We start from the raw sequence: 19651 nt of genomic DNA on the forward strand, positions 1-19651 counted from the left end.
CCAGGTCGGTGTTTACTTGGGATAAAGCGGCGGCAACCCACTGTCACCGACAGGGTCCTGAACCCGTTCGGCCATCGGGATCGCCTTGATCGCACGCCACAGTTCGTCACCTTGCCAATACTGGCCGGTTTCGCTGTACAGCGCGCCGTTCAGGCCGTCGAGGGCGTCGGACAGAGGTACGAAGCGGGCGGCCATGTCGGCCAGGGTTTCCGGCTGCTGGCGGGCCCAGGCGTCGAGGGCCTGGCGGGTGGCGTGGGAGTCGTTGGCCTGGCAGGCGCGCTTGAGGTCGTCGAGCACGGTGCGCGGGCTCGGGCCGGTTTGCGCGACACGCGCCACCGCCGGTTGCCAGCGGCCACGCCACCAGAGGCCAAAGCCGAGCAGGGTAGTGCAGGCCAGAATCAAGGTACTGAGCTTCCAGCGCCAGAGTGCTTCGCTGTTGGCGCCTACATCGACCGGTGAGGCGCCGGCCGGGGTGTCGGCCAGCAGGCTCGGATTGGCCACCACGTGCAGCGTGCGAGCAGGCAGGCTGCTGTGTTCCAGATGATCTTCGAAGGTGTTCCACCAGATCACGTCGACGGTGGGCAGCTCGATGGCGCCGGTCCTTGTCGGCACCAGGGCCTCGCGGTCTTCACGACTGCCGACCAGGCCGCGTTCGCTGTTCTGGTTGCCGAGCACCGGTTGATCAGGGTAGCGGCGCAGGCCGCCGACGTCGGTGCCGGGCAGCGGAGGCAGTTGGGTGCTGGACAAGCCTTCGGCCTTCACCGTCAGGCTGCGGGTCAGCGAATCGCCGACCTGAGTGTGATCCGGCTCCGGGTTCCAGATTTCGCTCAGGGTCAGGCTGCGGGCAGGCAGCCAGGGCGCGTCGGCCGGATAGGTGAGGGGCTTGGCCTTGACCGTCAACAGCAGTTCGGCCGAGGTGACGCGCATCAGCTTGCCGGCTTTTGGCCCCTGGGCTGCGTCCTGTACCGGTTGTGGGTCGACCAGCGCGGCGTTGAAGACCTGTGCCGGAATGATCAGTTCGCCGCTGTGTTGCGGGTAGATCGCGTAGCGCATTTCGATCACGCCATGGCGCAGGCCGTCGATGTCCTTTTCGTAGGTGCGTGAGTCGCCCAATTGTTCGATGCGTGCGTCAGGTATCTGCAAGGGGGGCAGGCTGCTGTCGTCGTACAGCGACACCGAATGGTAGATGCGCAGGGTCAGGACCGCCTGGGCCTGCACGTACACGCTGGTTTGATCGAGGCTGGCATCGATGAACACCGCGGCCCGCTGGTTCGGGTTGTCCGGTGTTTCGCTCTCGACCACTTGCAGGGTGATCGGCTGGCTCTGCAGTTCCCCCAGTTGCAATGACGGAATCACCACGCTGCCGTTTTGCCGGGGCAGGAGGGTGACGATCCAGCGGGTGGTGGCCTGGTTTTCTCCGCTCAGGGTGTTCAGCTGGTTGACCTGGCGTGTGCCGCGCACTTCGAACAACGGTTCCAGCGCCGCCAGGTCCGGTTTGCCGAACTGAGTGACATCGCTGGATTCCAGGGTCAGCTCGACCGTCTCGCCTGAGCTCAGGCGACTGCGATCAACACTGGCGACCAGTTCTGCTGCCTGTGCCTGAACGGTGCAGAACAACAGGCCATGCAGCAGCGCGAGCAATAAAACGGTGAAGCGGGTCATCGAGTTTCTTCCTGATCCTGATGTTGTTGCTGTTCGTACCAGAATTTGCGCCTGAGCAGTTCGCCGGGGTCATCCGGGATCTGTCGCAGCCATTGCTCCAGTGCCTGGCGCTGCTCACCTTCGATGCTGTCGGTGGCCGGGCGCAAGGGCGGTGTGGTGTGTTGTTCGTCACCCAGTTCGCTGCCCGGAACCTCGTTGCCCCCCGGTTTCGGCGGTGTGGTGGGTGGTTGTTCCTCACCCGGGCGGCTCGGTTGCCCCTCGGTTTTCGGTTCGCCGCTGCTCGAGGGTTGTGCGGCGGCACCGGGCGGTGGCTCCGGCGATTCGGCTTCGGGCCGGGCGTTGCTGGCGGCGTCTGGCTCAGGAGGAGTATTTTTCTCCTTGAGCAAGCGCTCGACCAGCGCCTTGTTGGTCAGTGCCGGACGCAAATCCGGTTGACGTTCCAGTGCCTGTTCGTAAGCGTCCAGGGCTGCCTCCAGCTCACCGCTTTTGGCCAGGGCATTGCCTCGATTGTAGTGGGAGTGGGCATCGTCGCCTTCGGCAAACCGCTCGGCGGCGCCTGCGTAGTCGCCGGCCTCATAGAGCGCCACGCCTTGCCACTGATGATTTTCGAAGCGTCGGGAGGCCTCCGCAGGGCGCTTTTGCTTGAGTAAATGCAAGCCTTGTTGATCTGGTCGCAGCCAAAGGTCCGCTAGGTCGAAGGCGTAGCTCGGTTGAGGCAGCGCCAATAGCAGCGGCAGGCACAGCAGCCAACCGCGACGCCCCGCGCAGGCCGCGAGCAGCAGCAGTGGCAGCAGCAGCCAGTACCCCTGATCGGCCCAGGTGTCCAGGCGCAAGGTCTGACCGTCGTTGCGCAAGTGGCGTGGACCGTCGAGCAGGCCAAGGGCGTGCAGGTCGCTATCGTCCAGGCGCGCCTGGCGATAGCGCCCATCCAGGTCGTTGGCAAAATTTTTCAAGCCGGGTTCATCCAGGCGCGGCACGAGAATGGCGCCTTGTTCATCCTTGAGGAAGCTGCCGTCTTCCTGGGTGATCGGCGAGCCTTCGGCGGTGCCGATGCCGAGCATCAAAAATTGGGTCGATTTGCCGTTCAGCGCGCGACGGATGCCCAGCCGCTCCTGGTCGGTCAGGGACGATCCAATCAGCAGGATCCGGCCATCGCCCAAAGCAGCCTGTTCGAGCAACGCCAGGGCCTTGAGCACCGCCAGATCGGCGCGATGACCGGCCGCTGGCATCAACGACGGTTTCAGTGCATCCAACAGATTGCGGCTGGTGGAAAGATCATCTGACAGCGGCACCAGTGTGTGGGCACTGCCGGCGTAGACGACGATGGCGGTTTGCGCGTCGCTGCGAATCTGCAGCAGATCAAGCACCTTGCGTCGTGCCTGTTCGAGTCGGTTGGGTGTGACGTCGGTGGCGAGCATTTCCGGGGTCAGCTCGAGAATCACCACCAGCGGATCGGCGGGCTTTTGACTGGTCTGCTCGACACGCTGCCAGCCCGGACCCAGCAGGGCGAGCACGGTCAACAGCCACGCGAGACCGAGGGCGATCCAGGGCAATTTACTGTCACGTCCACTGCCACCGCTGAGCAATGTCGTGTGAAAGGCTGCAGGCAGGATCATTTGCCAGCGCCCGGCGCGTTTCTTGCGGTGCCAGAGTTGCCAGAGCAACCAGCCAAGCACCGGCAGCAACAGCAGCCACCAGGGGCGGAACCAGTACGGCCACAGTACACTCATCGGCGCCTCCGCAGGCGCAGGCGTTTTAGACGCTGGCGCCAGTCGGGCAGCAATTGCGTTTGCAAAAACAGATCCCTGGTAAACAGGCGTTGCAAGGGGTTGTCCGGCCAGAGTACGGGGGCCAGCAGCAGCATGCTCAACCACAGCGCCAGGGCCAGCGGCCAGTGATACAACGCTTGGGCCGGGCGGGCCTGGGTCGGTTGCTGGGTCACGGGCTCCAGTTGGTCAAGGGTGTCCTTGATCGATTGCAGTTCCTTGCCATCGTGGGCGCGGAAGTACTGACCGCCGGTGACTTCGGCGATGGCCTTGAGGGACGGCTCGTCGAGGTCCAGGCTCGGGTTGACGCCGAGGAAACCCACGGAGCCGCTTTGCTCTGGATCGGCGCCAATGCCGATCGGATAGATTTTCACGCCTTCCTTGGCCGCCAGCCGGGCGGCGGTGAACGGGTCGATTTCACCGCCATTGTTGGCGCCGTCGGTGACCAGAATCAGCACGCGGCTTGTTGCCGGACGCGAGCGCAGGCGCTTGAGGGCCAGGCCGATAGCATCGCCGATGGCGGTGTTTTTGCCGGCAATGCCGATACGCGCTTCATCGAGCCAGACGCGCACGGTGTGGCGGTCGAAGGTCAGCGGCGCCTGCAGGTAGGCCTGGCTACCGAACAGGATCAGGCCGACCCGGTCACCTTCGCGGCTTTCGAGGAAATCGCCGAGCAGGTGCTGGACCAACGCCAGTCGGCTCACTTCTTCGTCCTGCCACTGCATGTCAGGGAAGTCCATGGAGCCGGAAACGTCCACCGCCACCAGCAAGTCACGGCCACTGGCGGCAATCGGCAAGGGTTCGCCGAGCCATTGCGGGCGTGCCGCCGCGACCAGCAGCAACAGCCACAGCACTATGAACGGTGCCTGCTGGCGCCATGCTGGCAGGTTTGCCCGGGCGCGACGCCCAGCGAGGCCTTCCAGGTCGCTGAGGAAACTGACCTTGAGCGCCGGTTCGCCACTGTCGGCCACCGGCAATATGATGCGCATCAGCCACGGCAGCGGCAGAAGGGCAAAAACCCACGGCCAGGCGAACTCAAACATGCTTGCGAATCCATGTGTCGACGGCCTGGGTCAGGCCGGCGATGGCCTTGTCGTCGAGTTTGCATTCGGGTTTGTAGGCGCCTTCGACCAGCACCATCCAGCGAGTCAGGCCTGCGGCCGGGCAGCGATTGTCGAGGAACGCCAGCCATTTTCGCCCGTTGAGGGTGTGGCTCTGGCTGTAGGGGTAGTGGTTGCGGCACAGGCGTTTGAGCAAACCGTTGAGTTGCTGCAGCCAGGCACCGGCCGGCGCACCGTCGTAGGGTTTGGGCATCAAGGCCAGTTCCGCCAGGGCGGCAAGACGCACCGGGTCAAGCGGCTGTTCTGCACGCACCACGGGGCGCCTGTCCGGAATAAAACGACGTAGCTTCCACAGGCCCAAACCGATCAGCGGCACCAACAGAAGCAGCAACCACCAACCCGGTGCCGGAGGCCAGAATTCCACCGGTGGCGGGGATATCAGTGGTTGCAGTTGATCAAGGCTGCTCATCGACCTTTCCCCGGTTTCTGTGGGTTCAGGTATTCGCGCAATTGCTCGACCATTTCGCTCTGAGTACTCAACGGCATCATCAGCACCCGCAGTTTTTGCGCGAGCAGCTCCCAGCGCGCGATACGCGCTTCAGCCTGGGCCCGGTAAGCCTGGCGCAGGTCGAAATTCAGCGTATCGAGTTCCAATTGCGCTCCACGCTCGGCGAAACGTAAAAGGCCGGCGGCGGGCAGGGCATGATCCAGCGGATCGGACACCGGCAGCAGCAACAGGTCGCAATGACGCGATAACAGGCTCAGCTGTTGCTCGGCGCTTTCCGATAGCGCGCGTTCGTCGCAAATCACAATGACAAGGCTGCCCGGACGTGACACCTCACGCGCTCGGCGCAAGGCAATGCCAAAGGCGTCGCGGTCCGGCTCGCCCTCGGTGGTCAGCGACCGGTTGACCCGCACCAGCCGGTTGAGCAACTGCAGCAGGCTTTGCTTGCTGCGCCGAGGCTTGATTTCATAGTGCTCATTGTCGCCATACACCAGCCCGCCGATCCGGTCGTTGTGGCCCAGGGCTGCCCAACCGATCAGGCTCGCGGCCTGGGCGGCGAGCACCGACTTGAACATCAGGCCCGACCCGAAAAACAGCCGGTGGCTTTGTTCGACCATGATGAAAATCGGCCGCTCACGTTCTTCGTGGAACAGCTTGGTGTGGGGCTCCTGGGTGCGCGCGGTCACACGCCAGTCAATGGTGCGCACATCGTCGCCGGCCTGATAGACCCGCACCTGATCGAAGTCGACGCCACGCCCGCGCAATTTGGAATGGTGCAGGCCGATCAGCGGGCTGCGTTGGCCAGGCGTGGAAAACAGCTGCACTTCGCGCACGCGATGGCGCATCTCGATCAGGTCGGCGAGGCTGACACGGATGCCCGGCTCGGGCGGCAGGCTGGCGTTCATCGGGGTCAAGCGACGGCTACGACGTCGAGAATCCGCTGGACCACACGGTCCTGATCGATGCCAGCGGCTTCGGCTTCAAAGGAAAGAATGATGCGATGGCGCAGCACGTCGAACAGCACGGCCTGGATGTCTTCCGGGCTGACGAAATCACGCCCGGCCAGCCAGGCGTGGGCGCGGGCGCAGCGGTCCAGGGCAATCGAACCTCGGGGGCTGGCGCCGTAGGCGATCCACTCGGCCATCTCCGGGTCGAATTTGGCCGGGGTGCGGGTGGCCATGACCAGTTGTACCAGGTACTCCTCCACGGCGTCGGCCATGTACAGACCGAGGATTTCCTTGCGTGCAACAAAAATCGTCTGTTGAGTAACCCGACGCTCAGGCTTCGCTTCGCCGTTCAGGGCTTCTCCACGGGCTTGCTGCAGAATCCGGCGCTCGACAGTGGCATCGGGAAAGCCGATTTTCACGTGCATCAGGAACCGGTCAAGCTGGGCTTCCGGCAACGGGTAGGTGCCTTCCTGCTCGATCGGGTTCTGCGTGGCCATCACCAGGAACAGCGGCGACAGCTCATAGGTGCTGCGCCCGACACTGACTTGCCGCTCACCCATGGCTTCGAGCAAGGCCGACTGGACCTTCGCCGGGGCGCGGTTGATTTCGTCCGCCAATACCAGGTTGTGGAAGATCGGGCCTTGCTGGAACACGAAGCTGCCGGTTTCGGGGCGGTAGATTTCCGTACCGGTAATGTCGGCCGGCAACAGGTCAGGGGTGAACTGGATGCGGTGGAACTGCGCTTCGATGCCTTCGGCAAGTTCTTTGATGGCCTTGGTCTTGGCCAGGCCAGGAGCACCCTCGACCAGCATATGGCCGTCGGCGAGCAGGGCGATGAGCAATCGCTCGATGAGTTTTTCCTGGCCGAGAATCTGCGTTGAAAGAAAGGTTCGCAGCGCTAGCAGCGCTTCACGATGTTCCATCGATGACTGTTCCTGCAAAAGGGTGGCCGAGGACGTTCGAAATGCGCCAGGGCCGGGGGCGTTACTTTAATCCATCGCGGGGGGTGGCGACTAACGGCATTTTGCGCAAAGTGCGGGAAAAGATGGGTGAAATTGTTGGAGGTTCGTTCCATTTCAGTATTGTGGCGGGCTTACTGACGCCATCGCGAGCAAGCTCGCTCCCACAGGGGACCACGCCGTCACTGAGGCATGCAATCAAATGTGGGAGCGAGCTTGCTCGCGATGAGGTCGGAACAGGCGCTGATATTCAGAGCTGGCTAATGAAGGTGCCAGTGCCATCAAGAATGTTCTTCAAGGTCAGCTCAACTTCATCCATATCCACCATGTCGGCATCAAAGGTGATTTCCAGTACATCGTCGCCATTGAGCGCATCGGCATCAGCCGCGGCAATTTCGATCTTCAGCAGGGAAGGGCTGAGGGTGACTTTCACGCCATCGAGGGTCGAAGGCTCGCCGTCCAGAGTGATTTCCAGCTCGTCTTCATCCGGGTAGCGGCTCATCAGGAACATTTCGCCCTGGTCGCTGTGGCAGCAGAGCATGGCCATGTTGTCTTCTTCGTCGTCGCAAGGGTTGACGATCAAGAGGGCGGTTTTCATTTTCATGGGGAATTCCTGACTCGACGGGCGTGGTAAACGCAATAACGGGCGATTCTGCCAGCCCGCGCACATTTCTGCTTGTCCGAGTGTCGATGACCGGGTCGTGGACGGCCAGAGTGTTACTGGTCATTTCTGGTACGCATGTCCCGTAAAACCGGACGGAAAACCGTCATTTTCCTGTGCGAATGCTAGTGTTGTTCGATGCGCATGCGTTGAGCAGCGTACCGTTGACCGAATATGTCGCAGCACCGCAAGCACGGGCCTTGCCGCACTCGTTAAGCTGCGCAACGGATGAGCACCCGTAAAGACATTGCGCTGCACGCAGTCCAGTCGTTTTTGCAGATGCCCATTCACGGAAGGTGAATGTGACCTGAGTGTCTCGTCCAGCTTCACCCACCTGTCACCCTGTTTCCTCTGCCCGAGAATCAGGAACCGGGTGACGGACCACCCCGAAAGGGGTTTTGCACGCGACGCTTTCATCAATAACAAGCCCAAGCGGAGTACCACAGATGGCGTTCTTCACCGCAGCCAGCAAAGCCGACTTCCAGCACCAACTGCAAGCGGCACTGGCGCAGCACATCAGTGAACAGGCACTGCCACAAGTGGCGCTGTTTTCTGAACAATTCTTCGGCATCATTTCCCTTGACGAGCTGACCCAGCGTCGGTTGTCCGACCTTGCTGGCTGCACCCTTTCTGCATGGCGCATGCTTGAGCGCTTTGATCACGCGCAGCCGCAAGTGCGCGTCTACAACCCTGATTACGAACGCCACGGCTGGCAGTCGACCCATACCGCGGTCGAAGTGCTGCACCACGACCTGCCTTTCCTGGTGGACTCGGTGCGTACCGAGCTGAACCGCCGCGGCTACAGCATCCATACCCTGCAAACCACCGTGCTGAGCGTGCGTCGTGGCAGCAAGGGCGAGTTGCTGGAAATCCTGCCTAAAGGCACCCAGGGCGACGACATTCAGCAAGAATCGCTGATGTACCTGGAGATCGACCGCTGCGCCAACACCGCCGAGCTCAATGTGCTGAGCAAAGAGCTGGAGCAGGTGCTCGGTGAAGTCCGCGTGGCCGTCGGCGATTTCGAGCCGATGAAGGCCAAGGTCCAGGACATCCTGACCAAGCTGGACAACAGCCAGTTCGTCGTCGATGGCGACGAGAAGAACGAAATCAAGAGCTTCCTGGAATGGCTGGTGGGCAACCACTTCACCTTCCTCGGCTACGAAGAGTTCGTGGTCAGCGACGAAGCCGATGGCGGCCATATCGTCTACGACAAGGACTCCTTCCTCGGCCTGACCAAGCTGCTGCGTGCCGGCCTGACCTACGATGACCTGCGCATCGAAGACTACGCCGTGAACTACCTGCGCGAACCGACCCTGCTGTCGTTCGCCAAGGCCGCGCACCCAAGCCGTGTACACCGTCCGGCTTACCCGGACTACGTGTCGATCCGTGAAATCGACGCCGACGGCAAGGTCATCAAGGAATGCCGTTTCATGGGTCTGTACACCTCGTCGGTGTATGGCGAGAGCGTGCGGGTGATCCCGTACATCCGCCGCAAGGTCGAGGAAATCGAACGCCGTTCCGGTTTCCAGGCCAAGGCACACCTGGGCAAGGAACTGGCGCAGGTGCTCGAAGTGCTGCCGCGCGACGATCTGTTCCAGACCCCGGTGGACGAGCTGTTCAGCACCGTGATGTCGATCGTGCAGATCCAGGAACGCAACAAGATTCGCGTGTTCCTGCGCAAAGACCCGTACGGCCGTTTCTGCTACTGCCTGGCCTACGTGCCGCGTGACATCTATTCCACCGAAGTGCGCCAGAAGATCCAGCAAGTGCTGATGGATCGCCTGAAAGCCTCGGACTGCGAGTTCTGGACCTTCTTCTCCGAGTCCGTGCTGGCCCGCGTGCAGTTGATTCTGCGCGTCGACCCGAAAAACCGCCTCGATATCGACCCGCTGCTGCTGGAAAAAGAAGTGGTGCAGGCCTGCCGCAGCTGGCAGGACGACTACGCTGCCCTGACCGTTGAAAGCTTCGGTGAAGCCCATGGCACCAACGTGCTGGCCGACTTCCCGAAAGGCTTCCCGGCCGGTTACCGCGAGCGTTTCGCAGCCCACTCGGCTGTGGTCGACATGCAGCACCTGCTGAGCCTCAACGAAAAAAATCCGCTGGTGATGAGCTTCTACCAGCCGCTGGGTCAGGTTTCCGGCCAGCGCATGCTGCACTGCAAGCTGTACCACGCCGATACCCCGCTGGCGCTGTCCGACGTGCTGCCGATCCTGGAAAACCTCGGCCTGCGCGTGCTGGGTGAGTTCCCGTATCGCCTGCGCCACAACAGTGGCCGCGAGTTCTGGATTCACGATTTCGCGTTCACCGCCGCCGAAGGCCTGGAACTCGACATCCAGCAGTTGAACGACACGCTGCAGGACGCATTCGTCCACATCGTGCGTGGCGATGCCGAGAACGACGGGTTCAACCGTCTGGTACTGACCGCCGGCCTGCCATGGCGCGACGTGGCGCTGCTGCGTGCCTACGCCCGCTACATGAAGCAGATTCGTCTGGGCTTCGACCTGGGCTATATCGCCAGCACCCTGAACAACCACACCGACATCGCTCACGAGCTGACCCGGTTGTTCAAGACCCGTTTCTACCTGGCGCGCAAGCTGACCGGCGAAGATCTGGGAGACAAGCAGCAACGCCTGGAACACGCGATCCTCAGCGCCCTGGACGACGTCCAGGTACTGAACGAAGACCGCATCCTGCGTCGCTACCTGGACCTGATCAAGGCCACCCTGCGCACCAACTTCTACCAGACTGACGCCAACGGCCATAACAAGTCGTACTTCAGCTTCAAGTTCAACCCGCACTTGATTCCCGAGCTGCCCAAGCCTGTACCGAAGTTCGAAATCTTCGTTTACTCGCCGCGCGTCGAAGGCGTGCACCTGCGCTTCGGCAACGTGGCCCGTGGTGGCCTGCGCTGGTCCGACCGTGAAGAAGACTTCCGTACCGAAGTCCTGGGCCTGGTAAAAGCCCAGCAAGTGAAGAACTCGGTCATCGTGCCGGTGGGTGCGAAGGGCGGCTTTCTGCCGCGTCGCCTGCCACTGGGCGGCAGCCGTGACGAGATCGCGGCAGAGGGCATCGCCTGCTACCGCATCTTCATTTCGGGTCTGTTGGACATCACCGACAACCTGAAGGACGGCGCCCTGGTGCCGCCGGCCAACGTCGTGCGTCATGACGACGATGACCCGTACCTGGTCGTAGCGGCGGACAAGGGCACTGCGACCTTCTCCGACATCGCCAACGGCATCGCCATCGACTACGGTTTCTGGCTGGGTGACGCGTTTGCGTCCGGTGGTTCGGCCGGTTACGACCACAAGAAAATGGGCATCACCGCCAAGGGCGCGTGGGTCGGCGTACAGCGCCACTTCCGCGAGCGCGGCATCAATGTCCAGGAAGACAGCATCACCGTGGTCGGTGTCGGCGACATGGCCGGTGACGTGTTCGGTAACGGCTTGCTGATGTCCGACAAGCTGCAACTGGTCGCAGCGTTCAACCACCTGCACATTTTCATCGATCCGAACCCTGAGCCGGCGTCGAGCTTCGCTGAGCGTCAGCGCCTGTTCGACCTGCCACGTTCGGCCTGGTCGGACTACGACACCAGCCTCATGTCCGAAGGCGGCGGCATCTTCTCCCGTAGCGCGAAGAGCATTGCGATTTCCCCGCAGATGCAGGAACGCTTCGATATCCAGGCCGACAAGCTGACCCCGACCGAACTGCTCAACGCCTTGCTCAAGGCGCCGGTGGATCTGTTGTGGAACGGCGGTATCGGTACTTACGTCAAGGCCAGCAGCGAAAGCCACGCCGATGTCGGCGACAAGGCCAACGACGCACTGCGGGTGAACGGCAACGAACTGCGCTGCAAAGTCGTGGGCGAGGGCGGTAACCTGGGCATGACCCAACTGGGTCGCGTCGAGTTCGGCCTCAATGGCGGCGGTTCCAACACCGACTTCATCGACAACGCCGGTGGCGTGGACTGCTCCGACCACGAAGTGAACATCAAGATCCTGCTCAACGAAGTGGTTCAGGCCGGCGACATGACCGACAAGCAACGTAATGAGTTGCTGGCGAGCATGACCGACGAAGTCGGTGGTCTGGTGCTGGGTAACAACTACAAGCAGACTCAGGCCCTGTCGTTGGCAGCCCGCCGTGCATTGCCGCGGATTGCCGAATACAAGCGCCTGATGAATGACCTGGAAGGTCGCGGCAAGCTGGATCGCGCCATCGAGTTCCTGCCGGCCGAAGAAGCGATCAACGAGCGCATCGCAGAAGGCCATGGCCTGACCCGTGCCGAGCTGTCGGTGCTGATCTCGTACAGCAAGATCGACCTCAAGGAGCAGTTGCTGGGCTCCCTGGTGCCGGACGACGACTACCTGACCCGCGACATGGAAACCGCTTTCCCGCCAACACTGGTGAGCAAGTTCTCCGCGGCGATGCGTCGTCACCGTCTGAAGCGCGAAATCGTCAGCACCCAGATCGCCAACGATCTGGTCAACCACATGGGCATCACCTTCGTTCAACGACTCAAAGAGTCGACCGGCATGAGCCCGGCGAACGTGGCCGGTGCTTATGTGATCGTGCGTGACATTTTCCACCTCCCGCACTGGTTCCGTCAGATTGAAAACCTGGACTACAAGGTTTCCGCCGACGTACAACTGGAGCTGATGGACGAGCTGATGCGCCTGGGCCGTCGCGCCACGCGCTGGTTCCTGCGTGCCCGTCGCAACGAGCAGAACGCTGCCCGTGACGTCGCGCACTTCGGTCCGCATCTGGCGGCGTTGGGCCTCAAACTCGACGAATTGCTCAGTGGCGAGATCCGCGAAACCTGGCAGACCCGTTATCAGGCGTACGTCGAAGCCGGTGTGCCGGAGTTGCTGGCGCGCATGGTGGCGGGCACCACGCACTTGTATACGCTGCTGCCGATCATCGAGGCTTCCGACGTGACCGGCCAGGATCCTGCCGACGTGGCCAAGGCCTACTTCGCCGTGGGCAGTGCACTGGACATCACCTGGTACCTGCAACAGATCAGCGCTCTGCCGGTTGAAAACAACTGGCAAGCCCTGGCCCGTGAAGCGTTCCGTGATGACGTCGACTGGCAGCAACGTGCGATCACCATCTCGGTCCTGCAACAGGGCGACGGTTCCCAGGAGGTGGAAACACGCCTGGACCTGTGGATGCAGCAGCATGAAGGCATGATCGAACGCTGGCGTGCCATGCTGGTGGAAATCCGTGCCGCCAGCGGCACCGACTACGCCATGTACGCGGTGGCCAACCGCGAACTGCTGGACCTGGCGTTGAGCGGTCAAGCGGTGGTGCCTGCCACCGTTGCCGCCGCCGAGCTGGAACCGGCTGCCTGATCAGGCGTTGAATGAAAAAGCCCCGCATCGAGAGATGCGGGGCTTTTTTCATTCCAGAGGCAAGACAACACGCCGGCCCATGTTTGGAACTCAGCTGTAGGGTGTAGAGCTTGCGGGCGAAGAGACCTGCCTTTCCAGAATTTCCAGCTCGAACGTGACAGTGTCGCCAGACATATCGGTGAAGCACCTGCTGTACGCCGGATCACGCCAGATTTCTTGTCTGATAATTCCGGCGTTACGTGCTTTCAAATAAACGCTGGCTTTAGAGGCGTTCAAATCATCCAGTGTAATGATTCGATGATAGCCATCCAGCAAATTGAAGGATGTGGTATCACCGTCGGCGGCCGGGAAGGCGCCCAGGATGTCTTGTTCGTTCTTGCTGAAATATTTCTGATAGTACGCTTCGCTCAGAATCTGCATGTTGTAGTAGTCGTCATAACACCTGAAGTGGATGACCATGGCCGTCTGTTTTCTGCGACCTACAGGGCGCATTGTCCGGCTTGCAGGATCATAGGCTTCAAAGGTAGTCACTATATTTGGCGGGATCGGAGATCCGCGTTCGCCAGTTTCAAAATGACCCGCGCTCAATATCTGGTCAAAAAATGTCATGTCCATTCCATTGCACGTGATGCGGGCAATGAAGGATCTTTCCTGGTCTTTAGTCATGAGGACTTCCTTGTCTGTAGAAAATGGTAGTTGGCGCTGTAGCGCGGATCTGAAGATACCGCTATTTAAAAGTCGCGGTCTTGATTGATTGTGAGCAAACCCTTCCTGTCCCGGTCGGGGTTTACTCACAATATTTGTCGCAGCCTTAATACAGTTTCAGCTCTGACGCTGTGTCGATCATCGAGACATTACTTGTCGGGCTGGTCAATAAATTGCTGAGCGACCGGTCAAACTTCTGCAGCGCCCTTACTTGCACGTTTTGTTGCTCGTTAATATCGGCAACAATCTCTTCACTGCGTTTATAGTCCGCCCATACCGGGCTGAGCGCTCTGGCGTCATAACCTTGTGCCGTGCCGATGTAGTTGAATTGGCTGTCATAGAAATCGGCACTGACTTTGGACTCGACGTCCGAACTGCGCGAGGTGATCAATTGGCTACGGCTGTCGACAATGGCTACCACATCCGGTTTCGCCGCCTTGAGGCTCTGCATGTCCGGGTACACGGTGACCGATCCGAATTGCCGTTGAAGCGAGGCCTTGACCCAATCCACCGCAAGGTCGGGTCTGGAGGTGGCGACGTAGGCGTCGTGGATCTCCCGTACCAGCAGGCTCTGGCCGAAGCCGGTGCCGGCATTGGCTTGGTAATTCTGTAGATAGGCACGGTTAGCCTGGGTGTTTTGGCTGTACACCACGCCCAGGGCCACATTGCTGCCGTTGGGAATACGAGTCGCGTTGCTGCGGCCGACCGGTTCGGTGAACACACTTTCCAGCGAAGGCCCCGCAGAGGGTGCGGTGGGAACCGAGCAGCCAGCCAAAAGTGCAGCTGATAGGGTAAACGTACTGACAAGTGCAAGTTTCATTGTGTTACTCCAGTGAAACAACATTAGTAAGGAAATTGAAGTTGCCGGAACTGATCGGCAGTTGTTCCAGACTAAAGCGGGAAGTGCAGAATGAAACAGCCGATTGCGTGGATAACAGTCGAGCTATAGTTTTGTTTGATTTAAACAAGTCGGGTTAATTGCCCCGGGAAGTAAAAACGCCCGAATAGAAAATTTGGGCGTGTTTATTTATGGCTGTTCGTTCAGCGATCAGTTTTTCAGGGGGACCAGCACCTGTTCGTCCGGCGACAACACCATGAACACCAGCAACTTGGCAGGCTCGGTAGCGCTGGCGTTTTTCGATACCAGATGCTCGGAGCCAGCTGCTTCGTACCAGAATTCGCCCGCCTTGTACGTCACTGCTTTCTCGCCTTTCACCTGAGAGGTGACAGACCCCGACAGGACGTAGGCCATGGCTGTACCGTCGTGCTTGTGGGCGATGGACGATTGGCCGGGCTTGTAGTCGACTTCGATCATCAGTGCTTTTTTGCCTGGCACGTTTTTCAGCATGTGATCCTGCAATACCGTGACTTTTTCCGAGGGGTCGCCGGCTTCATGGGCGAATGCCGGGGCGCCGACGGCCAGGGTCAGGGCAACAAGGGGAGCGGCACAGAAGCGCAAAACGTTCATGGTTCATTACCTGCGTTGGATAAGTGGTCAGGAACCAATCTAGTCCGCCGCGAGGGGCAATCAAACAGCCAATATTCGGGAAGGTCAGGGGACCAATGTCTGGGCGGCTCGCTCCAGCGGGGGGGGAGTTCTGTAGGAGCGAGCTTGCTCGCGATGGATTCAGATTCGCCGCGTTTAACCAGGAAGCACGCGTTATCGTTGACGACCATCGCGAGCGAGCTCGCTCCTACAGGGGGGGCTAGCGGATCGGAAAGCTGTTGAAGTCGACGGAGTTGGCCAGTTGGCAATCGATCAGGTCGATGAAACCCTGGACTTGCGGGCAGTTGAAATGCGATCGCATGGCCTCTTCCGATTGCCAGTGGGCGCTGACGGTCCAGCGATTGGTGTCCTCGGGGCAGCGGTCGACCATATAGGATTCGCACCCGGGAAGTTCACGCAGGGTTTCGACAATCTTTTGAAGTTGCTTACCCAGTTCTTCCGAGCGCCCGGCGGCGGCCTGTACCTGTACGGTATTGATCACTTCATGGGACATTGCTCACACTCCTGAATCAGGCCGGACGAATCCTGCTCATTGAGGGATAACGCCTATGCAGGATAGGCCCGGCCCCCGGGACCGCCAATAGCCAATCCCCGGATAAAACCGCAGGCCAATCCGTCAGGCCACTTGCTGCAGGATGTCGCGCAAACGGTCCAGGGCGATGTCGATGTCGAGGGTTTCGATGGCGCCAAAACCGAAAAAAAGCCCGGCCCTGGGCGTTTCCTGATAGAAAAAGCTGTCGATGGCATATAGCCCGACTTCGACTTTTTTCGCCAGTTCGATCACCAATGGAATATCCATCGGCACTTTGCACATCACCACCATGTGGAAACCTGCAGTGGACGGTACCGCCTCCAGCCAGGGCGAAAGATCGCCTGCCATGCGCGTCAGGATCCGCTCGCGGCGCCCGGCATAGATCGTATGGCAGCGCCGGATGTGCTTGAGCAGGCAACCTTCGGCGATGAACTTGGCCAGCGCCCATTGCGGCAGGGTCGAGGTGTGCAGGTCGGTGAGCTGCTTGGCGCGCACCACGGCCTCGAGGATCGCCGGCGGCAGGATCCCGTAGCCGAGCCGCAGTTCCGGTAACAGGGTTTTGGAGAACGTCCCGACGTACGCGACGATTCCCCGTTCATCCATGCTTTGCAGGGAATCGGTGGGGCGGCCTTCATAGCGGAACTCGCTGTCGTAGTCGTCCTCGATGATGATCGCACCCAACTCATGGGCCTTGGCCAGCAGTGCTTCCCGGCGCGCCTGACTCATCGGCATGCCCAGCGGGAACTGGTGCGAGGGGGTGACGTAGATCAGGCGCGTACCGCGAGGAATCTGGTCCACCACAATGCCTTCGGCGTCCACCGGTACGCCAATGACGGTGGCGCCATGGGTGCCGAACAGCAGGCGCGCCGGCGGGTAGCCGGGGTCTTCCATGGCGACCAGGCTGCCCGGACTGATCAGCACCCGGGCAATCAGGTCCAGCGCCTGCTGCGCGCCGTTGCACACCACCACATCCTCATCCTGACAATTGACCCCGCGGGAGAACGCGATGTGCTGCGCAATGGCGTTACGTAGCGCCGGCAAGCCCTCGGGCTGGCTGTATAAGCCCTTGGAACCGGCAATCTGGCGCATTGCATGAGAGGTGCAGCGCCGCCAGTCATCCTGGGGAAACTGGCCCTTGCTGGTGGCGCCACCAATGAAGTCGTAGCGCAGCGAGCCTTCCAGGGTCGGATGACGCAGAAACACCGGCAGGTTGCGCCAGTACTCGATCACCTCGAAGCCGCCGAGTTCGGTGTGGTTCTGTTTACGCTGCACCTTCGACAAGCGTGCGTTGACATAGGTACCTTTGCCGACCACCCCGGTGAGGAAGTTTTCGTAAGTCAGTTGGGCGTAGGTGTCGGAAATGGTCTTGCGCGAAATACCCAGTTGTTCGGCCAGCAAGCGGCTGGGGGGCAGTTGTGTCCCGGCGGTCAGGCGACCGGACTCGATAGCGCTGCGCAGTTGGTTGTACAGCTGGCCGGCCAGGTCCTTGCGACCGTTGATGACAACATGTAGTTCCATACCGGCGAGGCTCCGGGGCTGTTGGGCGCGTGTGCGTCGCGCAAGATTACTCTTATCCGCTTGTGGTACAGAAGTTGTGCAGTGGAAAAACCGTCAATTGGTCTGGCGGCGGTGGTCCCCGGGGAAATCGCCTGATTGGATCTGTCATGCCCCTGCGCCAGCGACTACCGTGAAGATCACATCACGCCTGCACGAGATCGCCTCATGAACCCCCGTCTGGATTACTACAGCGCGTCGCCCAAAGCGATGAAAGCCATGATCGCCATGGAGGCCCTGGCCAGCAGCCTGAGTATCGAGCAGGCCCTGCTGCACCTGATCAAGATTCGTGCTTCGCAGCTCAATGGCTGTGCCTTTTGCACCGATATGCACTCGGTGGATGCACGGCGCCTGGGCGAAAGCGACCGGCGTCTGTATTCCATTGTGGTCTGGCGCGACAGCAACTTTTTCAATCCTCGGGAAAGAGCCGCGCTGGCCTGGACCGAGGCGGTCACCTTGCTCTCCGAAAGCCATGTGCCGGACGATGTCTACGCGCAAGCCAGGGAGCAGTTCAGTGAAAGCGAAATGGTCGACCTGACCATTGCCGTTACCACCATCAACAGCTGGAATCGCCTGGCCGTGAGCTTTCGGCAGACACCCAGCGCCTGAGTCATTGTCACAGCAGGTTCATGAACGATCCGCAGGATGTACCTGTCAGTGTCAGATCGACAGGGAGTCCTCGATGTCATTCATGGAAGCCAGCGCCCACCAGGGGGCTGCGGAGTATCGTGTAGCTATCGATAAAAATGCGTCCTGGCGCCAGTTGGCGGCGGCTATCGACCCCGAACTGGCGCTGTGTTTCACCGTCAGCGCCCGTTGCGGTTGCTTCATGCAGGCCGCCCGCAGTCTCAACATCAAGACCACGCGCCTGCGCAGGCAACTGGTGCTGCTGGAAACGCAGCTCCAATGTTCGCTGTTCAACCATTGCGACAATGGTTTGAGCCTCAGCCGCGATGGCTTGCGCTTGCACGCACAATTGATCGCCCTGGCCCATGAGCGCGGTTTGCCGGTGGTCGAGCAGCCGTTGATTCGCCTGGCCGTGGCGGATTCGATCCTGCATGACATTCTCGGACGTGACCTGGTTGCACTGCTGCGGCGCAACGCCAGCGTTCGGCTGGAGATCATGACGCTCGACAGCGAGCTGGCTTTGCAGGCGGTCAGCGCCGACGTGGTGGTGTGGCTGGGCGAGACCGGATCGCCGTTGCCGGGACCGAGCTTTGCCACCACCGAACCCCGGCGCCTGGCGCAACTCGATTACCTGCCGCACATTGCCAAGCGCTACTCGCGGGTTGCCTCCAGGCCGGAATGCCTGGATGACCTGGCCGATTTTCTCCTGGTGCAATGGCGGCAGGACGGCCAGGTTGAAAGCTTCCGGCCATGGAATACGCTGGTGGATCAGCGCCCGGCCGGGGTGGTGCAACTGCAATCCTGGGAGCTGATGCTGGAGATGATCCATTGCAGTGCCGGCATCGGCCTGCTGCCGCACTACATGAGCCACTTCGACCGCGGACTGATTGCCTTGCCGGGCCTGTTTGACCAGCCAATGCGGCGTCAGGTGTGGATGGCGGTCAATGCTGATTCCGGGGACGACGAGCAAGTACGGATGATCGTCGAATTGATCGAAAACACCTTCAGCGAGCGCCGGGAGTGGTTCGAAAGCTGAGCACGATTAAAATGTGGGCGCGGGCTTGCTCGCGAAGGCGCCATCACATTCAACATTGAAGGTGACTGGTCAACCGCATTCGCGAGCAAGCCCGCTCCCACATTGTTTCTCGCCACACACGAAGGTCGCGTTGTAGAGTGAACGGCCATGTCTGCTTCAAGGATGATTCACCCATGCCAGCCACCGAACCCGTCATCACCCTCAAACGCTTCAACGAATCCCATATCGAAGGCGTTGCGGCGCTGTACAACGACCCGGCCATCGCCCGTCAAACCCTGCAAATGCCGTTTCAGTCCACCGAACTCTGGCGCAGTCGCCTTGCGCTGGATAACGAACGCTTGGTGAATGTGGTGGCCCTGCATCAAGGCACGGTCATCGGCAACATTGGCCTGGAGCAGTTCTCACGCATTCGTCGCAGCCATGCCGGCAGTTTCGGCATGGGCGTTGCGGTGGCGTGGCAGGGCAAGGGTGTGGGCTCGAAGCTGCTCGCGACGGCGCTGGATATCGCCGACAACTGGATGAATCTGCAGCGCATCGAGCTTTCGGTGTATGCCGACAACGAAGCGGCCATTTCCCTGTACCGCAAGTTCGGCTTCGAAACCGAGGGCCTGTACCGCGACTACGCCGTGCGTGACGGCGTGCTGGTGGACACCTTGAGCATGGCGCGTCTGCGCCGCATGCCCAAGGCCGGTTGAGTCAGCCACCCAGGGCGAACGCCACCGCCTCCTGCACATTCGGTCCGGCGGTGGCAGTACCGCTCACGCTTTTACTCGTACGCCCGCCA

Annotated in this window: 16 protein-coding genes; 4 read left to right on the top strand and 12 right to left on the bottom strand. The window is 60.8% G+C overall.

Going from position 1 to position 19651, the window contains the following annotated elements; translation table 11 throughout:
- Window positions 1–12 precede the first annotated feature (12 nt).
- The 7 genes from KGB20_RS20820 to KGB20_RS20850 form a co-directional block, all read right to left on the bottom strand.
- A complete protein-coding gene (locus KGB20_RS20820; RefSeq protein ID WP_154908946.1) occupies window positions 13–1662 on the bottom strand; it encodes a BatD family protein in 1650 nt (549 codons plus the stop codon).
- Window positions 1659–3392, bottom strand: coding sequence for a VWA domain-containing protein (locus tag KGB20_RS20825; protein WP_154908947.1), 1734 nt, complete (start codon window positions 3390–3392; stop codon window positions 1659–1661). The genes KGB20_RS20820 and KGB20_RS20825 overlap by 4 nt, the downstream gene beginning before the upstream one ends.
- Window positions 3389–4471: a vWA domain-containing protein gene (locus KGB20_RS20830; RefSeq protein WP_154908948.1), complete on the bottom strand. Its 1083-nt coding sequence runs from the start codon at window positions 4469–4471 to the stop codon at window positions 3389–3391. Before KGB20_RS20830 ends, KGB20_RS20825 begins: the two co-directional genes overlap by 4 nt.
- Window positions 4464–4958: a DUF4381 domain-containing protein gene (locus KGB20_RS20835; RefSeq protein WP_057715004.1), complete on the bottom strand. Its 495-nt coding sequence runs from the start codon at window positions 4956–4958 to the stop codon at window positions 4464–4466. The genes KGB20_RS20830 and KGB20_RS20835 overlap by 8 nt, the downstream gene beginning before the upstream one ends.
- Window positions 4955–5899 carry a DUF58 domain-containing protein gene (locus KGB20_RS20840; RefSeq protein ID WP_223532961.1) on the bottom strand — a complete coding sequence of 315 codons (945 nt, stop codon included), beginning with the start codon at window positions 5897–5899 and terminating at the stop codon, window positions 4955–4957. The genes KGB20_RS20835 and KGB20_RS20840 overlap by 4 nt, the downstream gene beginning before the upstream one ends.
- Window positions 5900–5904: 5 nt before the next feature.
- Entirely contained in the window at window positions 5905–6864 is a 960-nt protein-coding gene (locus KGB20_RS20845; RefSeq protein WP_057715002.1) for an AAA family ATPase, read from the bottom strand.
- Window positions 6865–7150: 286 nt separating this feature from the next.
- Window positions 7151–7504 carry a hypothetical protein gene (locus KGB20_RS20850; RefSeq protein ID WP_057715001.1) on the bottom strand — a complete coding sequence of 118 codons (354 nt, stop codon included), beginning with the start codon at window positions 7502–7504 and terminating at the stop codon, window positions 7151–7153.
- Between the two features lie 503 nt (window positions 7505–8007).
- Here KGB20_RS20850 and KGB20_RS20855 point away from each other — a divergent pair.
- Window positions 8008–12906, top strand: coding sequence for an NAD-glutamate dehydrogenase (locus KGB20_RS20855; protein WP_150813841.1), 4899 nt, complete (start codon window positions 8008–8010; stop codon window positions 12904–12906).
- A 90-nt stretch (window positions 12907–12996) separates the two neighbouring features.
- On the opposite strand, the gene KGB20_RS20860 is transcribed toward KGB20_RS20855, so the two are convergent.
- The 5 genes from KGB20_RS20860 to KGB20_RS20880 all read right to left on the bottom strand — a co-directional run bounded on the left by KGB20_RS20860 (window position 12997) and on the right by KGB20_RS20880 (window position 17168).
- The gene (locus KGB20_RS20860) at window positions 12997–13572 is read right to left on the bottom strand and encodes a hypothetical protein (RefSeq protein ID WP_154908949.1); all 576 of its coding nucleotides are present in this window, start codon (window positions 13570–13572) and stop codon (window positions 12997–12999) included.
- Between the two features lie 145 nt (window positions 13573–13717).
- Complete coding sequence (locus KGB20_RS20865) at window positions 13718–14431, bottom strand: ATPase (RefSeq protein ID WP_150813839.1); 714 nt, start codon at window positions 14429–14431, stop codon at window positions 13718–13720.
- Window positions 14432–14659: 228 nt separating this feature from the next.
- Window positions 14660–15079 (bottom strand): cupin domain-containing protein, encoded by a 420-nt coding sequence (locus KGB20_RS20870; RefSeq protein ID WP_150813838.1) that lies wholly within the window; start codon window positions 15077–15079, stop codon window positions 14660–14662.
- Window positions 15080–15317: 238 nt separating this feature from the next.
- Window positions 15318–15611 (bottom strand): antibiotic biosynthesis monooxygenase family protein, encoded by a 294-nt coding sequence (locus tag KGB20_RS20875; protein WP_150813836.1) that lies wholly within the window; start codon window positions 15609–15611, stop codon window positions 15318–15320.
- 123 nt (window positions 15612–15734) lie between these two features.
- On the bottom strand, window positions 15735–17168 hold the full coding sequence (locus tag KGB20_RS20880) for a PLP-dependent aminotransferase family protein (protein ID WP_154908951.1): 1434 nt from the start codon (window positions 17166–17168) through the stop codon (window positions 15735–15737).
- A gap of 204 nt (window positions 17169–17372) precedes the next feature.
- On the opposite strand from KGB20_RS20880, the gene KGB20_RS20885 reads away from it, so the two are divergent.
- From KGB20_RS20885 to KGB20_RS20895, 3 genes are all read left to right on the top strand, one after another.
- Complete coding sequence (locus KGB20_RS20885; protein ID WP_150813834.1) at window positions 17373–17813, top strand: carboxymuconolactone decarboxylase family protein; 441 nt, start codon at window positions 17373–17375, stop codon at window positions 17811–17813.
- Between the two features lie 73 nt (window positions 17814–17886).
- Window positions 17887–18867 (top strand): LysR family transcriptional regulator, encoded by a 981-nt coding sequence (locus tag KGB20_RS20890; RefSeq protein ID WP_154908952.1) that lies wholly within the window; start codon window positions 17887–17889, stop codon window positions 18865–18867.
- A 173-nt stretch (window positions 18868–19040) separates the two neighbouring features.
- On the top strand, window positions 19041–19562 hold the full coding sequence (locus KGB20_RS20895; protein WP_154908954.1) for a GNAT family N-acetyltransferase: 522 nt from the start codon (window positions 19041–19043) through the stop codon (window positions 19560–19562).
- Window positions 19563–19651 lie beyond the last annotated feature (89 nt).

It is taken from the genome of Pseudomonas sp. BF-R-30 (genome assembly GCF_019956175.1).
GTDB lineage: Bacteria > Pseudomonadota > Gammaproteobacteria > Pseudomonadales > Pseudomonadaceae > Aquipseudomonas > Aquipseudomonas jessenii.

Excerpts from the sequence above, each read along its gene's own strand:
- KGB20_RS20820 (WP_154908946.1), bottom strand. The coding sequence starts at position 1,662 with ATGACCCGCTTCACCGTTTTATTGCTCGCGCTGCTGCATGGCCTGTTG.
- KGB20_RS20825 (WP_154908947.1), bottom strand. The coding sequence starts at position 3,392 with ATGAGTGTACTGTGGCCGTACTGGTTCCGCCCCTGGTGGCTGCTGTTG.
- KGB20_RS20830 (WP_154908948.1), bottom strand. The coding sequence starts at position 4,471 with ATGTTTGAGTTCGCCTGGCCGTGGGTTTTTGCCCTTCTGCCGCTGCCG.
- KGB20_RS20835 (WP_057715004.1), bottom strand. The coding sequence starts at position 4,958 with ATGAGCAGCCTTGATCAACTGCAACCACTGATATCCCCGCCACCGGTG.
- KGB20_RS20840 (WP_223532961.1), bottom strand. The coding sequence starts at position 5,899 with ATGAACGCCAGCCTGCCGCCCGAGCCGGGCATCCGTGTCAGCCTCGCC.
- KGB20_RS20845 (WP_057715002.1), bottom strand. The coding sequence starts at position 6,864 with ATGGAACATCGTGAAGCGCTGCTAGCGCTGCGAACCTTTCTTTCAACG.
- KGB20_RS20850 (WP_057715001.1), bottom strand. The coding sequence starts at position 7,504 with ATGAAAATGAAAACCGCCCTCTTGATCGTCAACCCTTGCGACGACGAA.
- KGB20_RS20855 (WP_150813841.1), top strand. The coding sequence starts at position 8,008 with ATGGCGTTCTTCACCGCAGCCAGCAAAGCCGACTTCCAGCACCAACTG.
- KGB20_RS20860 (WP_154908949.1), bottom strand. The coding sequence starts at position 13,572 with ATGACTAAAGACCAGGAAAGATCCTTCATTGCCCGCATCACGTGCAAT.
- KGB20_RS20865 (WP_150813839.1), bottom strand. The coding sequence starts at position 14,431 with ATGAAACTTGCACTTGTCAGTACGTTTACCCTATCAGCTGCACTTTTG.
- KGB20_RS20870 (WP_150813838.1), bottom strand. The coding sequence starts at position 15,079 with ATGAACGTTTTGCGCTTCTGTGCCGCTCCCCTTGTTGCCCTGACCCTG.
- KGB20_RS20875 (WP_150813836.1), bottom strand. The coding sequence starts at position 15,611 with ATGTCCCATGAAGTGATCAATACCGTACAGGTACAGGCCGCCGCCGGG.
- KGB20_RS20880 (WP_154908951.1), bottom strand. The coding sequence starts at position 17,168 with ATGGAACTACATGTTGTCATCAACGGTCGCAAGGACCTGGCCGGCCAG.
- KGB20_RS20885 (WP_150813834.1), top strand. The coding sequence starts at position 17,373 with ATGAACCCCCGTCTGGATTACTACAGCGCGTCGCCCAAAGCGATGAAA.
- KGB20_RS20890 (WP_154908952.1), top strand. The coding sequence starts at position 17,887 with ATGTCATTCATGGAAGCCAGCGCCCACCAGGGGGCTGCGGAGTATCGT.
- KGB20_RS20895 (WP_154908954.1), top strand. The coding sequence starts at position 19,041 with ATGCCAGCCACCGAACCCGTCATCACCCTCAAACGCTTCAACGAATCC.